General features: G+C 67.7%; 11 protein-coding genes. 2 read left to right on the top strand and 9 right to left on the bottom strand.

Annotated features, from left to right (window positions below):
• Positions 1 to 34 precede the first annotated feature (34 nt).
• Positions 35 to 2,074 carry a nucleoporin gene (locus D3261_RS08635; RefSeq protein WP_120071439.1) on the bottom strand — a complete coding sequence of 680 codons (2,040 nt, stop codon included), beginning with the start codon at positions 2,072 to 2,074 and terminating at the stop codon, positions 35 to 37.
• A gap of 158 nt (positions 2,075 to 2,232) precedes the next feature.
• On the opposite strand from D3261_RS08635, the gene D3261_RS08640 reads away from it, so the two are divergent.
• The gene (locus D3261_RS08640) at positions 2,233 to 3,636 is read left to right on the top strand and encodes a sulfatase (protein WP_120071441.1); all 1,404 of its coding nucleotides are present in this window, start codon (positions 2,233 to 2,235) and stop codon (positions 3,634 to 3,636) included.
• Positions 3,637 to 3,642: 6 nt separating this feature from the next.
• Here D3261_RS08640 and D3261_RS08645 read toward each other — a convergent pair whose 3' ends face one another.
• The 7 genes from D3261_RS08645 to D3261_RS08675 all read right to left on the bottom strand — a co-directional run bounded on the left by D3261_RS08645 (position 3,643) and on the right by D3261_RS08675 (position 12,789).
• On the bottom strand, positions 3,643 to 4,818 hold the full coding sequence (locus D3261_RS08645; protein ID WP_120071443.1) for a hypothetical protein: 1,176 nt from the start codon (positions 4,816 to 4,818) through the stop codon (positions 3,643 to 3,645).
• Positions 4,815 to 5,912, bottom strand: a complete 1,098-nt coding sequence (locus tag D3261_RS08650) for a DUF354 domain-containing protein (protein WP_120071445.1) — start codon at positions 5,910 to 5,912, stop codon at positions 4,815 to 4,817. Before D3261_RS08650 ends, D3261_RS08645 begins: the two co-directional genes overlap by 4 nt.
• Complete coding sequence (locus D3261_RS08655) at positions 5,909 to 7,183, bottom strand: nucleotide sugar dehydrogenase (RefSeq protein ID WP_120071447.1); 1,275 nt, start codon at positions 7,181 to 7,183, stop codon at positions 5,909 to 5,911. Before D3261_RS08655 ends, D3261_RS08650 begins: the two co-directional genes overlap by 4 nt.
• Positions 7,180 to 8,295 carry a non-hydrolyzing UDP-N-acetylglucosamine 2-epimerase gene (wecB, locus tag D3261_RS08660; RefSeq protein WP_120071449.1) on the bottom strand — a complete coding sequence of 372 codons (1,116 nt, stop codon included), beginning with the start codon at positions 8,293 to 8,295 and terminating at the stop codon, positions 7,180 to 7,182. Before wecB ends, D3261_RS08655 begins: the two co-directional genes overlap by 4 nt.
• A 154-nt stretch (positions 8,296 to 8,449) precedes the next feature.
• On the bottom strand, positions 8,450 to 9,667 hold the full coding sequence (locus D3261_RS08665) for a prenyltransferase/squalene oxidase repeat-containing protein (RefSeq protein WP_120071451.1): 1,218 nt from the start codon (positions 9,665 to 9,667) through the stop codon (positions 8,450 to 8,452).
• Positions 9,668 to 9,759: 92 nt separating this feature from the next.
• A complete protein-coding gene (locus D3261_RS08670) occupies positions 9,760 to 11,178 on the bottom strand; it encodes a PGF-CTERM sorting domain-containing protein (protein ID WP_120071453.1) in 1,419 nt (472 codons plus the stop codon).
• Positions 11,179 to 11,358: 180 nt separating this feature from the next.
• Positions 11,359 to 12,789 carry a PGF-CTERM sorting domain-containing protein gene (locus D3261_RS08675; RefSeq protein ID WP_199693968.1) on the bottom strand — a complete coding sequence of 477 codons (1,431 nt, stop codon included), beginning with the start codon at positions 12,787 to 12,789 and terminating at the stop codon, positions 11,359 to 11,361.
• A gap of 306 nt (positions 12,790 to 13,095) precedes the next feature.
• Between D3261_RS08675 and D3261_RS08680 the strand changes: the two genes are divergently transcribed.
• On the top strand, positions 13,096 to 14,205 hold the full coding sequence (locus tag D3261_RS08680) for a DUF354 domain-containing protein (protein ID WP_120071456.1): 1,110 nt from the start codon (positions 13,096 to 13,098) through the stop codon (positions 14,203 to 14,205).
• An 87-nt stretch (positions 14,206 to 14,292) separates the two neighbouring features.
• Here D3261_RS08680 and D3261_RS08685 read toward each other — a convergent pair.
• A partial coding sequence (locus D3261_RS08685; protein WP_147464939.1) for a GNAT family N-acetyltransferase occupies positions 14,293 to 14,946 on the bottom strand: 654 nt, incomplete at its 5' end.

The raw sequence follows: 14,946 nt of genomic DNA on the forward strand, positions 1-14,946 counted from the left end.
GCCGTGACGCTCATTACCGTTTTCATTCGCCCGCTCACGAACCCCGACCCGCGGGGAAGCCCCCAGGGTCGGTGCCAGAGCCGACCAGCCGAACGGCGGGGCTCGTCGACGGGGCGACCGTGGCGGGCGCGTTGCCGAACACCGACCCGTTCGTCGCGTTCGTCGCGTTCGATGTCGTTCCGTTCGCCCCGGTCGCGGGCCCAGCGGTGGTGTTCGTGGACACCGTCGCATTGTTCACGGCGGGGGAGGTCGTGTTATTGGCGATCCGATAGAGGTCGAGCTCGCCGTTGCTCATGACGAGGCTCACGCCGGGCGTGCCTTCGAGCCGCTCGAAGGCCGTCTCGTTGTAGCGGATCCCGTTGTAGACCTCGACCTCGCGTTCGCGGGCGGAACCCGTCACCGCGAGGTATCTGATCTCCGAGGTCGGCGTGGTGACGGTGGTTGCGTTGGTGATGTTGACCGTCGAATCGCTGTAGCGGATGTCGTTGGCCGCGTCGTTCGCCTCGACGCCGTAGAGCCCGTGGCTCACGCGCCAGGGACCCTCCCGCACCCCGTAGACCGAAGCGTTCGGTCCGGTGTGGGAGAACGTGTAGTCGTAGCCATCCATTCGGCCCTCGGTGACCTGATCGTTCGGGATGAAGAGATAGGGGGAGGGGAATACCACCGCGATCGAGAGAACGAGCATTATCACGATCACTACGACGGTGGTGGCGCGGACGGCACCGCCGGGCAGTATCTCCGAGAGCCCGGTGATATATCGATAGAGCGCGATGGTGCCGAGGATCGTCGAGATCAACATGATAAGCCCCACGTTTCGGAAGAAGAGCTCGGAGACGCTCCCAACGTAGAACGCCAGCGAATAGGGGATCAGCACGACCAGCCCAATGGTGAAGTACTTCACGAGCGCCGAGGTGTCGGGAGCGTCGCGGAGCCGTCCGAAGATGCTCGTGAGCATTAGGAGGCCAGCGAGTGCGGCGAACACGATGCTCACGCCGAAGAGTTTGAGGAAAAGCTCGGGGATGCTACCGCCCGCAGCAACGAGCGAGCTTCCCTGACTCGCCGTGCCGGCACCGAGGTCCGACCCACCACCGGTCAGGAAGCTAGATAGCTCGCGGGTCACCGCGTCGAGAGCGTTGTTCAACCGGCTCCGTCCTATCCCCCACACCATGGAGCAACCGATGAGGAACAGTGTGGGTGCGTAGAGCGGTTTGTGTTCGGCGATCCGGCTGTTCGGCCGGAACGTCCGATAGATGAACTGGACCCCGGAGATCGTGATGAACAGAACGACGAGATTCGAGGCCTGCTGGGGGTGATAGAGCACCAGCGCGCCGAGGATCAGCCCGAACGCCCCACCGGCGGCCGAAACCGGGAATCGGGTCTCGAAGATGTCGGTCGGGCTCGTGACGTAGTTGATGAGGAGATAGATCACGATCGGCGTGAGGAGGATGGTGTCGCTGATCGGGTGCGGGGTCATGTAGTTCGTCCCAAAGTGGTTTATCGGCAATAGGAGCAGTCCCGTCAGCCCGCCGAGCACCATCGCGCCCCGATGGGAGGTCATCGAGCGGATACACAGCGGGATGAACACGATGTAGGCGACGACGAACAGCAGTACGGCGATCAGCAACGCACGCGTGATAGGCATCCCGAGGACGCCGCTCACGAAGAGCCCGACGGTGTGGACGCCGGGATAGAAGTCGCCGAAGATGCTCATCGAGCCGTTGTAGAGGTCCTTCGTCCACCCGAGGTGGGTCATTCCGTCGGCGGAGCCGTAGTAGTAGTAACTCCGTATCAGCGGGAGCGCCGCGACCGAGACGACCGAGCCGCCCGCGAGGAAGAGCCCCGCGAGGTTGACGTAGCCCTCCGAGACGTAGAGGGTGACGACCACGCCAACCACGAGCGCGATACCGACGCCGAGCCAGAAGCCCCAGGGTGTCGCACCGTAGATCGAAACCTCGTAGCCGGTGGTGGGCGCGTCATAGGCGAACAGCACGCCGCCCGCGAGTGCGAGGTAGCCGACCACGAGCGCGAGCTTCCGGCCGCGATTCCGTGGGACGGCTTTCGTGAGCGTACTCATCTGTGTGTGGAGGTCACGCCGTGGCGCGGCGTGTGGGATACACGGTCTCTCGGGCGGCCGTTATAAACGGTTTCCGTTCGGGAACGTCGTGGGAGGTGTTCGCACGAGGCTCGACGGACCGTGATGCCTAAGCCACGGAATCGTGAAGGGACCTCAGTATGCAGCGCCCGAACGTCGTCTGGATAACCCTCGAAAGCACTCGGGCCGACCACACCACGATGGGCGGGTACTCGCGCGATACGACCCCGAACATCGACCGGATCGCCCGCGGGAAGCGCGGGCGCGCGTTCGACAACTGTCACACCCACGGGATCTGGACGCTCGCCTCCAGCGCGTCGATACTCACCGGCACCGTCCCGACCCACCACGGCGCGGGGATGGCGAACGACGCGATCCCCGACGAGGTCGAGACGGTGCCCGAACGCCTCTCGGCGGCTGGCTATCACACCGCGTGTCTCTCGCCGAACTCCCACCTGAGCTCGGCGACGGAGCTCGACCGCGGCTTCGACGAGTTCGTCTGGCTCAGCGCCGACACCCTCCTCGAAGCCGCCGGCCCCCGGATCCTGTTCAAGTACCTCCGGAACTGCCGGCGACACGGCCCCGGCCTCACCACCGACACCAGGAAGCACGGCACCGGCTTCATCATGAACGAGATGGCGAAGCGGCGGGTCGACGCCGCCGCCGAGGACGACGACCCGTTCTTCCTCTACGCCCACTACGGCGACCCTCACCACCCCTACCAGCCGCCGCGGCGCTACCTCGAACCCTACGCCGACGACTTCGAGATGAGCGTGGACGAGGCGCTCGAACTCGGCCAGTACCACCACGCCAACTTCCACCAGCTGATCGCCGACGGCTGCCCGCTCGACGACGACGAGTGGAACGCGCTCCACGCGCTCTACGACGCCGAGATCGCCCACACCGACGAACTCGTTGGCGACCTCTTCGAGCACGTGACGCGGCTCGACAACACCGTCTTCGTGGTGACGGCCGACCACGGCGAGCTCTTCGGCGAGCAGGGCATGCTGGCCCACCTCGTCGTCACCGACGACGCCGTGACCCACGTCCCGCTGGTGACCCACGGGTTCGACGAACTCGTCGACCACGAGGACGAAAGCGTCCAGCACGCCGACGTGATGCGAACCCTCTGTGAAGTCGCGGACGCCGGAACCGAGGGCCTCCACGGGATCGACCTCCGCGAGGAGACCCGCGAGCACACCCTCACCCAGCGCGGCGCGAAGCGCACCCGGAAGAACTTGGAGCGGTTCGCGGAGCTCAACCCCGACTTCGACCCCACGCCCTACCACACTTCGACCCTGAGCGCGCTCCGCACGGACGAGTTCAAGTACCAGAAGAGCGACGACCGAGCCGAGCTCTTCGCCCTTCCCGACGAGTGTGAGGACGTCGACGACGACCACCCCGAGGTGGCCACGGCGCTCGACGACGAACTCGATTCGATCCTCGAAACGGACGGCCAGCCGGCCTACAGCGGCGAACGCGAGGGGAAGTTCAGCGACGCGATGCGCGACCAGCTCGCGGACCTCGGCTATCTCGTGGACTGACTCCGCCTACGATTCGGGGTCGAGATTTGCCGTGGCGGCGAGCGCGAGGCACATCCACGCCTGACTCCAGCGGATGTAGGGCGTCTCGTCGTCCAGCACGCGCCCGCGGCGACGGTAGAAGTAGCCGTCCTCGTCGTAGAGGTTCTCGATCGACCACTCGATGACCGAGCGAGCCGTCTCGCGACTCTCGGGCCGACCGTCGGTGACGAAGGTCACGACCGCCTGGGCGGCGGCGTGGGCGTCGTACGGTTTCGAGGTCTCGTGTTCGAACTTCGGCGCGCCGTCGGGTTCGAAGAGGTGCTCGCGGTAAAACTCAAGCCCGCGTTCGTAGCTCGCCTCCGCACCCGCGACGTCGCCGCCCGAGTCGAGGTAGTGCCGGAGGGATTCGAGCACGAAGCCGGTGTGGAAGTTGTCGTGGCTGATGTGAGAGTCGGCGGCCGGCATCGAGTAGTGCCACGCGCCGCTGTCCTCCTGGGCCGACTCGACGAACGTCACGAGGGCGTCGGCACGCGCCATGAGGTCCTCGGAGCCGTTCTCGGCCGCCACCATCGCGAACAGCCGGGCCGCGAGCGCGTTGACGTTTATCACCACGAACTCGTCGTCGGTGGAGTAGGTGTAGGCGTCGAAGCCGTCGATCTCGACGGTGTTGATCTCGGTGCGGATGAACTCACAGGCCCCCTCCGCGACCGTCAGCGAGCGGTCGTCACCGGTGATCCGGTGGTGTCGCACGAACGCCTGGGCGGCGAACACCGTCACGACCACCGAGGGCCAGTAGGCCGGGAGGTGGAACTTCCGGGCGTTCTGCCAGGGGAAGTTGTAGCCCCAGCACGGGAGGTCGAATCGGGTCGACTGGTACTCGGCGAGCCAGTCGAGCAGCCACTCCGCCCGGTCGAGGTACGACTCGTCGTCGGTGGCCTCGTAGCGGTGGAGGTTGGCGAGCGCGAACAGCGCCATCCCCTTCGGGTTTCGCTCCTTCGGGATCGACAGCGCCGGTCGGAGGTTGACCGGCGAGAGGTTCACGCTGTGTGTCCAGACCAGTCGCGTGAACCAGTTGTCGACGAGCGTGTCGGAGTACGGACTGTTGAGCCCGTCGTAGGGGTCCCAGCCGGCGTACTCGCGGTCGTGCGCCCAGTCGAGCGCGCGGTCGGCGACCGCCGCCACGTCGAGGTCGGCCCGGTTCATCGGCGACCACAACACGAGTCTATCAGGTCGTTCGTGAGGTCGATGACCTCCTCGCGCACCGCGTGGGCGCGCTCGCGGTCGGGGTCGATGTCCGACTCGTCGAGCGACGCGACGTGGTCGATGATCGCCTCGGGGTCGCGCGAGTGGAAGATCCGGCCGTCGGCGACGAGCTCCTGGTCGACCGAGAGCAGCGTGTTCGGGAAGAAGGAGACGGCGGGTTTCTCCATGCAGGCGGCCTCGCGCGACATGGTGCCCGAGCCGGTGAGGACACACCGGGCGTGCCAGGCGAGCTGGAGCCCGTTGACCGCGCCCTGCGGGACGAACACCTCGTCGTCGGGGTACGCGCCGGCGTGACCCTCGTCGCCGCGGCCCCGCGGGAGGTAGACCACGCCGATGTCGTGGTCGACGGCGGCCGCGAGGAGCTGGGGGACTATCGAGTCGGCGTCGACGTAGGCCGCCGTCAACGCCTCCGGACGGAGCACGATGTACTCGCCCGGCGCGAACGGCAGCCGGTCGGGGAAGTCGGGGTCGGGCTCGAAACCCGCGACGTAGACGTCCTCCTTGTAGCCGTCGTAGGTGTGCACGGAGTCGGCGTCGGCCCCCCACCGGGTGAGTTCTTCGGTGGCGAACGCCCGAGGCACCACGTTGTGGGTCGCGGCGGCCTCGAAGCGGTTGTAGAGCTCCTCGACCCAGAGCCCGTCGATGTGGGCCGTGATGTCGTTGTCGGTGAAGTGTATCGAGGGCGTGCCGCGGGCCTTCGAGGCGAGGATGCACATCGCGTTGCGGGAGGAAAGCGAGACGTCGCAGTCGGGGGCTTGCAGCGCGAGCTGGGCGGTCCGGAGCGGGATGCCGAACTTCCGCACGAGGGCGTTGTCGAAGTCCCGGCCGACGACGCGGTGGTCGAAGCCGACCTCCTTCGCGAGCGAGACGGTCTCGGTCTTCTCGCGGACGGTGGTCGTCACCGAGATCCCGTCGAGCCCGCCGACGAGCGCGTCGAAGAAGAACGGGTGCGAGGGACTCACGAGGTCGATCCACGCCCGAACGAGTTCGGTGCGGGTGGTGGCTTCGGCCTCGGTTCGGGTCCGCCCGCTCATAGTTCGACGACCCTCAATCCGGCCGCCTCCCATTCGTCGGCGTCGAGGAGGCCCTTCGTGTCCACGACGACGTCACCCGCGAGGCGGCTGGCGACGTCGGTCGGGTCGAGCGCTGCGTACTCGTCGTGGTCGGTCGCGATGACGACGGCGTCGGCCCCGTCCAGCGCCTCGTCGAGCGGCGAGAGCGCGAAGCGCTGGTCGGTGACGTGCGGGTCGGTGAGCCTGACGTCGACCGAGGGTTCGTCGTCGCCCCCGGGTGCGGTCGCCGCCCGTGCCCGCGTCTGAAGCACCTCCGCGAGGCGGAGGCCGGGGCTCTCGCGGGCGTCCGCGACGTTGCCCTTGTAGGCCACCCCGAGCACCGCGACCGTCGAGCCCGCGAGCGAACCCACGCCCGCCGCCACGAGGTCGGTGACGTAGTCGGCCATCCCGTCGTTGATCGCTCGGGCGCGCTCGATCAGGTCGAGGCGCTCGGAGTGCTGGCCGAGGAACAGCGGGTCGATCGGGATGCAGTGCCCGCCAACGCCGGGTCCCGGCTGGTGGAGGTCCACCCGCGGGTGGTAGTTCGCGAGCGCGATCGCCTCGCGCGAGTCGAGCCCGTAGTCCGCCGCCACCATCGCGACCTCGTTGGCGAGCGCGATGTTCACGTCGCGATAGGTGTTCTGGATCAGCTTGACGAACTCACAGAGGGTCGGGTCGGTCGTGGTTCGGAGTTCGCCCTCCACGAACGAGCCGTAGAGTTCGGTCGTGCGCTCGACCGCCCGCTCGTCGACGCCGCCGACCGCACGGTCGTTCCCACGGAGTTCGGCGACCACGTTGCCCGGCAGCATGGTCTCGGGCGAGTACGCGAGCGAGAACTCGCCCACGTCGAGCCCCGAATTCTCGAGGATCGGGCCGACGACCTCGGTCGTGGTGCCCGGCGGCACGGTGGATTCGAGCACAACGGTGTCGTCCGCCCGGAGGACGCCCGCGACGGTTTCGGCGGCCGCCTCGACGTACGAGAGGTCCGCGCGCGCCCCGTCGAGCGGGGTCGGAACGCAGATCAGGTGGTAGTCGGCGGCGACCGCCTCCGCGGAGACCGAGAGCGAGCCGTCGAGCGCCTCCTCGATGAACGTATCGAGGCCGGGTTCGTCGACGGGTACGTCGCCGGCGGCGAGTCGATCGAGCAGTTCGGCGTTCACGTCGTAGCCGGTGACGTCGTGACCGGCGTCCGCGAGCATCGCGGCGGTCGGCAACCCGATGTAGCCGAGGCCGTGGACACAGACCGAGCTCATCCCGAGACCTCCCCGACCGACGCCGCCGGTCCGACCCCCACGAGGTCGAGGATCCGGTCGGCGGCACGGCCGTCGCCGAAGGGGTTCTCCCAGTCGGTGCCGGCGTCGAGCGCCTCGCGCGCGCCCGCCGCGATGGCGTCGGGGCCGACCCCGACGACACGGTTCGCGCCGACGTCGACCGTCTCGGGGCGTTCGGTGTTGTCGCGCAGGGTGACACACGGCGTCCCGAGGATACACGCCTCCTCCTGCACCCCGCCCGAGTCCGTGAAGACGAGCCGAGCGGTGCTTTCGAGCCGGAGGAAATCCAGGAAGTCCTGGGGTTCGATCGTCGTGATCGCCGACGGGAGGTCGATGTCGAACTCGTCGAGGCGCTCGCGTGCCCGTGGGTGGATCGGGTAGACGACGTCGAAATCCGATTCGCTGGCGAAGCCCGCCACGCCGTCGAGGAGGCTCGAAAACCGAGCCCGGTCGTCGACGTTCTCGGCGCGGTGGGCGGTCAGGAGACAGAACTCGCCGGCCGTGAGGTCGTTCTCGGCGAGCACCGCGCTCTTCTCGGCCGCGAGGTCGCGGTAGCCGATGACCGAGTCCACGATGGTGTTGCCGGTGACCTCGATCCGGTCGACGGGGACGCCCTCCTCGCGGAGGTAGCGCGCGGCCTGGTCGGTCGGACAGAAGAGGTAGTCGGCGGCGTGGTCGGCGAGCACCCGGTTGACCTCCTCGGGCATCCCCCGGTCGAAGCTCCGGAGGCCGGCCTCGACGTGACCGAGCACGCAGTCGAGCTTGCTCGCAGCGATCGAACCCGCGAGCACGGTGTTGGTGTCGCCCTGGACCAGCACGACCTCGGGCTCCTCGTCGAGGAACACCGATTCGATCTCGCGGATCATCGCGCCGGTTTGGGCGCTGTGCGAACCGGAGCCGACCGCGAGGTTGTGGTCCGGCGTGGGGAGTTCGAGCTGGTCGAAGAACACCGCGTCGAGCTCCTCGGAGTAGTGCTGGCCGGTGTGGACCACGGAGTAGCCGACTCCGCGCTCCTCGCAGGCGTCGATCACGGGTGCGAGCTTGATGATCTCCGGACGGGTACCGAGAACGATCGTCACGGCGGTCCCGCTCATCGCCGAACGTCCTCCCTCCCCGCCGTCGACGGTCGATGGTGTGTGAACTGAGTCATAGGTATCGTGTCGGGGACGCACCGCCGCAACAGACCTCGCCGCGAACCGTAGAACCCGGCATCAAGGGCATCATGCGGTCCATTCACCGGCCCGCTTATCAAACCTGTCGAAACCGGTCGACGGTGTCGCGCCGGTCGAGGTAGGTGGCGACCGCGTACGACATCCACGCCTCACACCACCGCATCAGCGTGACCCGCTTCGTGTACCAGCGTTCCTGCCGATAGAAGAAGCGGCCGTCGCCGACGTAGAGCGCCCCGAGCACCCAGCCGATGACGCGCTCGGCCAGCTCGAACTCGCCCGCGAGGCTGAAGACGATGATCCCCTGGGCCGCGGCGTGGATGTCCCGCGGGTAGGCGCTCGACTCGTCCCAGTTCGGCGCGCCGTTCGGCTCGAAGAGCTCCTCGCGATAGAACGCGAGTGCGTCGTCGAGCGTTTTCGAGTATCGGTCCGAGCCGGTGAGTTCGGCGTGGCGGAGGAGGGATTCGATGATGAAGCCGTTGTGGTGGCTGTCCATCGAGAGGTGGGAGGCCGAGGGCGGGTCGCGGTACATCCAGCCACCCTCGGGGCGCTGGCGCGAGACGACGTAGTCGAGGAGCTTCTCGCCCCGCTCGCGGTGGCCCTCCTCGGGGAATCGGTCGTCGAGTTCGAGCAGGGTGGCCCCGCCGAGCGCGACCGCGTTGAGGGTGACGTGGTCCGACGACCACGCCGGGACGTACTTCATCCGGGCTCCCTCCTCGATCTCCTCGTACTCCAAGTCCTGGTCGATGAAGTCCGCGACGGAACGGACGACCGCCGCGTAGTCCATCTCGCCATCGTCGAGGCCGGCGTCGTGGGCGGCGAGCAGCGCCCGCACCGCGTAGGAGGTCGAGACCATGTCGGGGTACTCGGGCAGACCCAGGATGTCGAGGTGCTGGATCTCGTGACGGTGCGCCCCGCAAAAGCCCGCGTAGCCCGGCGTTCGATGCTCGACGAGCCACTCCGCGAGGTCGCGGGCTTCGCGCTCGTAGTCGGTCGTCGACCCCTCGCCGAGGACCCGTCCGGCGGTGAGGTTCGCCATCGTGAAGAGGGCCGTCCCCTTGTAGTTCCGGCGCTGTTCGACCAGAAAGAGGGGTCGGACGTTGACCGGCGCGCGTTTGATGGTCTCCTGGACCGCGATGTTGAGCCACTTGTTCTCGACCGGGACGGCCTGGAGCAGCCGGCTGCTCATGCCGTCGCCGTAGTCCCAGCCGGTGTAGTCGCGCTCGCGTGCGTACCGAAGCGTTTCGCCGAGCACTCGCCCCGCGACACCGGCTCGGGGCTCGCTCGTATCACTCATGTCGTTCCGGCGAACACGCTCGCGGTAAATCCATCCATCGGATCCGGGTCGATCGAGGTCGACCGGCGAAGCGGTCGGGTGGGAGAGGTCGGTCAGCGCGTGCGCCGGGTCGCGATGAGGGCCGCGCCGAGGAGCGCGACCACTGCAACCACGACGCCGAAGCCGGGTCCGCCCGCACCGCTGCCGCCACCGCTCTCGTTGCCGTTGCTCGCGTTACCCTCGCCGCTGGCGTTCCCGCCGGCGGCCTCCGTCGACGCGCCGCCCGCCGTACCGTCGCTCGCGTTACCCTCGCCGCTGGCGTTCGTGTTCGCGTCGAGGCTGGTGGCCGTCGAGACGGTCTCGCCCGTCACGAAGAAGCTGTCGTCCTGGAGGCTGGTGGTGCTGTCGTTGTCGAGCCCCACGACCGAGCCGTTGTCGATCCGGGTGACGACGTACTGGCCCTCGCCGAGGTCGGCGGTGTCGATCGTCGTGGAGCCGTTGGCCGCGGTCTGGAACTGGCTCTGGATACCGCCGACGCTCCCGTTGTCGATCGCGTTGACGCGGTAGCTCGCGCCGGGTTCCCCGGCGAACAGGAGCCGCTCACCCTGGCGGTACTCCTCGCCGGCCGTGAGCCGGCCGCTCGCGACGAGCGTCGTGACGTAGCCGGTGGCGTTGGCCGGTACGCCGTTGTTCGTGACCACGGCGTCCTGGTCCGGGTCGAAGCTCCCGTTGAGCCGCTCGGTCTGGGTGGTGCCGCTCGTCTCGTAGTAGACCACCGCTTCGAGCGGCTGGCTCTGCGTGACCCGGCCACCGAGGTTCACCGAGTAGTTGCGTTCGTTGTACGTCGCGAGGATCGGGCGGGTGTTGCCGACCAGCTCCCCGCGCGAGCCGTCGTCGTTCTGCTTGAAGACGGCGACGTAGCCCGCGTTCGGCACCACGCCGGTGATGTTCACCGACTGGTTCGCGGCGAACTGCGAGGCGCTCTGGTTCGGGAAGGAGATGTTGGCGGCGACCACCTCGTAGCCGACCGGCACCGGACCGTCGGTTCCACCGTCGGCCCCGGTCGTCGAGACGCCGATGGCGTAGCTATCGGACGAGGAGGGCGTCGTCACGTTACCGACGTCGGCGATGATCCGGTCGCCGGGCTGGACCCCCACCGGCTGCTGGAAGTCGAGCGCCAGCCGTCCGTTGCCCTGTTTCGAGACCTGATACGCGGTCACCGACTCGACGCCCGTGTCGTTCGAGACGTAGACCGAGACGTCGCTCGGGCTCACGTTGGCGAGGTTGCCGTCGAACCCGTCGCTCGTCGCGTAGTTCAGCGTCATCGACCCCATCCCGCTCTGGGCGATGGCGTCGTCCTGCTGGACGGTGACCGACACCGGGAAGGAGTCGACGGTGGTGCCCGGCGAGTGCGGGAACGGAGCGGAGGAGCTCGCGTTGAGCGCGGCCGCCGGGCCGCTGACGGTCGCCGCGCCGGCCAGCCCGGTGAGCAGCGCCACTGCGATGATGAGTACGGTACGTCGCGTCGTCATGGATATTCGCTTGTCTGCCTCATTGTCGTACGGTTCGGGACCCGCGCGTGGTCCCGATGGACCCCGCGCGATGGTCGTCGGTTCGGATCTCACCCCAGAAGGGCTTTGTTATCCTCATCATACCCGCCGCCGAAGGCGGGGTCGAGACCGAAACGAAGCGAAGAAATCGAAGCGGCCGGTTCAGCGTCGCCGGGTCGCGATGAGGGCCGCGCCGAGAAGCGCGACCACTGCAACCACGACGCCGAAGCCGGGTCCGCCCGCACCGCTGCCGCCACCGCTCTCGTTGCCGCTGCTCGCGTTGCCGTCACCGCCGGCCTGTGTCGCTTCACCGCCGGCCGACTCGCTGGTCGACGTCCCGGCCTGCGTCGACTCGCCGCTCGTGGCGGCCGTCGACCCGCCGGCCGTCGCCGCCGTGCTCGCGTCGCTGGTCGTGGCGATCTGCTGGCCGGTGATCACGAAGCTGTCGTCGCCCGGACCGGTGGTGCTGTCGTTGTCGAGGCCCACGATCGAACCGTCGTCGACCCGCGAGATCGCGTACTGACCCTGTTCGAGGTCGGCGGTGTCGATCACCGCGGTGCCGTTGGCCGCGGTCTCGAAGTTGGTCACGCTCGACCCGAGGCTCCCGTTGTCGACCGTGCTGACCTGGTAGCTCGTCGAGGGTTCGCCCTGAGAGAAGAAGAGACGCGCGCCCTGGTCGTACTCGTCACCCGCCGCCACCTGGGCGTCGACGTCGAGCGTCGAGACCTGTGCCGTCGCGTTCACGAGGTTGCCGTTGACGACGAGCCGGTCGTCCTGGGTCGGGTTGAACGTCTGCTCGTCACGGAGCGACTGTGACCGACCCTCGGATTCGGTGTACGCGACAGCGACGATCTCCTGGCTCTCGGAGACGTTGTTGCCGATGTCTATCGAGTACCGCTCCGAGGTAGCGTTGTCAGTGACGTCGGTCGAGCCCACCAGCTGGTCGGGCGAGCCGTCCGGACCCGTGGTGAACAGCCCGACGTAGCCGCCACCGGGGATCGCCGCCGAGACGTTGAGGCTCTGGGCGTCATCGAACTGCGAGACGCTCTGGTTCGAGAGCGAGATCGCGGGCTGACTCAGCGGGTAGCTGTCGGTCGCGGTCGGGCCATCGCTCGCCCCCGAGGGGTCGGTGAAGGTGGCGTTGACCGCGTAGCTACCGGGCTGGCTCGGCGTGGTGAAGTTGTCGACCTTGAACGCCACCTCGGCACCCGTTCCGGGGCTGTCGGAGGCGAACTGCGGCTGGACCGGCCGCGGGAGCTGGATCGTGAGCTCCTGTCCGTTGGCGCTCGTGGAGGTGTTGATACCGGAGACGTCGATGATCGAGCTCTGTTGGTTGGCGATCTCGATGCGTTCGCCACCCCGGATCACCATGAAGATGTCGTCGTCGCTCACGTTCTGGAAGCTCCCGGACTCGGTCCGGAGGGTGACCGTGTCGATACCGTTGTCAGCCACGGTGTCGTTCGGTCGAGCGACGTAGACGAACGTGCCGAGCGTGTCCGACCCCGGCGTCCGTGGATACGTCGCCGCCGCACCCGAATCGAGCGCGGCCGCCGACCCGGCGAAGCCGACCGTCCCGACTACCGCCGAAAGCACTACCACCACCGCTACCGTTAGACTGCGTTTGGTTCCTGTCATCTGTGTTGAATCCGCCAGTTCGTCGGGCGTATCGAATGATACCCCGTAGGCCTGTGGTATAGCACTGACGGCTCGGAGTCGACCTGTGTTCAATCCATCCCAAAAAGTAATTTTTACACACAGCCTTCTATCCCATCGTCTGCGGGCAGTACCGCCTCGACCCAGGTTTCGTCGCCGGGTCGGAGACGAACCGACGACGATCTTTTCACGAGGTTCGACCGACGTGTTTAGAAGCGTCGGGGTCATCCCTCCAGCCAACGGTACATGAACCACCTCTTTTTTACGAACACCCCCGCTCACGTCCATCTCTACAAGCACGCCATCAACGCCCTCGAATCGCGCGGTCACGACGTCTTGGTGCTCGGCCGTGATTACGGCGTCACGAAACCCCTCCTCGAGTACTACGACCTGCCCTACCGGCTCTACGGCCGGCTGGCGACCACGAAGTGGTCGCTGGTGCGCCACCTCCCCGCCCACTACTGGTCGATCGTCCGGCAGACCCGCCAGTACGACCCGGACACGGTCTTCGGGATGGGAGCCTACGCCGCCCACGCCGGCGCGCTCTCGCGGACGCCCGTGACGCTGATCCTGGACTCCGAACCCACCTCGCTCGACCACGCCATCTCGCGGCCCTTCGCCGACACCATCCTCACCCCCTACGCCTTCGGGAAGGACCTCGGCCCGAACCACTACCGCTTTCGTGGGTTCAAGGAGTCGGCCTACCTCCACCCGGACGTCTTCACGCCGCGCGAGGACATCCGCGAGAAGCTCGGCGTCGGGCCGGACGAGCGCTACGTGATCTGCCGGCTCAACGCCTTCGGCTCCCACCACGACGTGAGCCAGTCGGGGATCGGACCGAAGAAACGTCGCCAGCTGGTCGAACGCCTCGCGCCCCACGCGACGGTGTTCGTCTCGGACGAGGGCGGCAAGATGTGCTTCGACGACGTCGACGCGCGCCCGTTCGACCTCCACCCGGGGCTGCTCCACGACGCCCTCGCCGAGGCCTCGCTCCTCGTCGCCGACACCCAGACGATGGTGACCGAGGCCGCCCTGCTCGGAACCCCCGCGATCCGCTCGAACTCCTTCGTCGGCGAGTCGGACATGGGGAACTTCATCGAACTCGAACGCGAGGGGCTGATCTACAACATCGCCTCGTTCGACGCCGCGCTCGACCGGGCGTGCTCGCTGCTTGACGACGATTCGGTCGCGGCGCGGTGGGCGGAGAAACGCGACGCCTACATGGCCGACATGGTGAACCTCACCGACGTCATCGTCGACCTCGCCACCAACCCCGACGGGCCCTCGGCGGTCGAGGGGCTCTCGCGCGACGACGCGCCGGCCTATCGACGCGAGACGCGCCCGATCGAACACTGACCGCCGAAACTCGGGGAAGACGATCGGGCGGCGGAATCGGGACTCGGCCACGTTCCGCCGGGAAGAAAGAGCGAGCGTCGGGAGTGCTCAGCCGAGCAGTCGGTCGACGACGCCGTTCACCAGCTGATAGCCCTCCTTCGCGGCCGCCATCGCGGCCCCGCCGGACTCGATGGTGTAGTACGGCGCGAGGTCCGCCCCGAACTTCGCCTTGTACCGACAGAGGTGTTCGGTGTTCGCCCCCACCAGGTCGTACTCGTGGACCGACCCCAGGGGCGGGTCGGCGACGATGTCCTCGATCAGCCGCCAGTGGAGCAGGCTGTTGACCCCGGAGTTGCCGCCCGAGCGCGCGCCGCCGAGCCAGTAGTAGGCCGCGTCGTTCGAGTAGAGCGCGATGATACCGCCCGCGTAGACACCGTCCTCGCGCGCGACGTAGACCCGACACCGCTCGCCGAGGCTCCGCACGAGGTCATCGACGTACGCCCAACTCGGCCCGAAGTGTTCGTCCTGTTCGGCGTAGCGAGCCGCGACGTCGTCGTAGACCTCGTGTGCCGCCTCGACGGTGTGCTCGGCCGTCTCGACTTCGACGGCCGACTCCTCCGCCGACCCGATCTCGCGCCGGAGGCTCCGGCTGAACGATTTCAGGACCTCGTCGGACGAGCGCTCGTCGAGCGGGAGCCGGTAGGTGAAGCTCGGGTCGACCGAGAGCCCTTCCCAGCGGTAGGGTCGCGGGTCGGGGTAGGC

It is taken from the genome of Halococcus sp. IIIV-5B, assembly GCF_003602035.1.
Lineage (GTDB): Archaea > Halobacteriota > Halobacteria > Halobacteriales > Halococcaceae > Halococcus > Halococcus salsus.

Excerpts from the sequence above, each read along its gene's own strand:
- D3261_RS08665 (WP_120071451.1), bottom strand. The coding sequence starts at position 9,667 with ATGAGTGATACGAGCGAGCCCCGAGCCGGTGTCGCGGGGCGAGTGCTC.
- D3261_RS08655 (WP_120071447.1), bottom strand. The coding sequence starts at position 7,183 with ATGAGCTCGGTCTGTGTCCACGGCCTCGGCTACATCGGGTTGCCGACC.
- D3261_RS08640 (WP_120071441.1), top strand. The coding sequence starts at position 2,233 with ATGCAGCGCCCGAACGTCGTCTGGATAACCCTCGAAAGCACTCGGGCC.
- D3261_RS08670 (WP_120071453.1), bottom strand. The coding sequence starts at position 11,178 with ATGACGACGCGACGTACCGTACTCATCATCGCAGTGGCGCTGCTCACC.
- D3261_RS08650 (WP_120071445.1), bottom strand. The coding sequence starts at position 5,912 with ATGAGCGGGCGGACCCGAACCGAGGCCGAAGCCACCACCCGCACCGAA.
- wecB (WP_120071449.1), bottom strand. The coding sequence starts at position 8,295 with ATGAGCGGGACCGCCGTGACGATCGTTCTCGGTACCCGTCCGGAGATC.
- D3261_RS08680 (WP_120071456.1), top strand. The coding sequence starts at position 13,096 with ATGAACCACCTCTTTTTTACGAACACCCCCGCTCACGTCCATCTCTAC.
- D3261_RS08635 (WP_120071439.1), bottom strand. The coding sequence starts at position 2,074 with ATGAGTACGCTCACGAAAGCCGTCCCACGGAATCGCGGCCGGAAGCTC.
- D3261_RS08645 (WP_120071443.1), bottom strand. The coding sequence starts at position 4,818 with ATGAACCGGGCCGACCTCGACGTGGCGGCGGTCGCCGACCGCGCGCTC.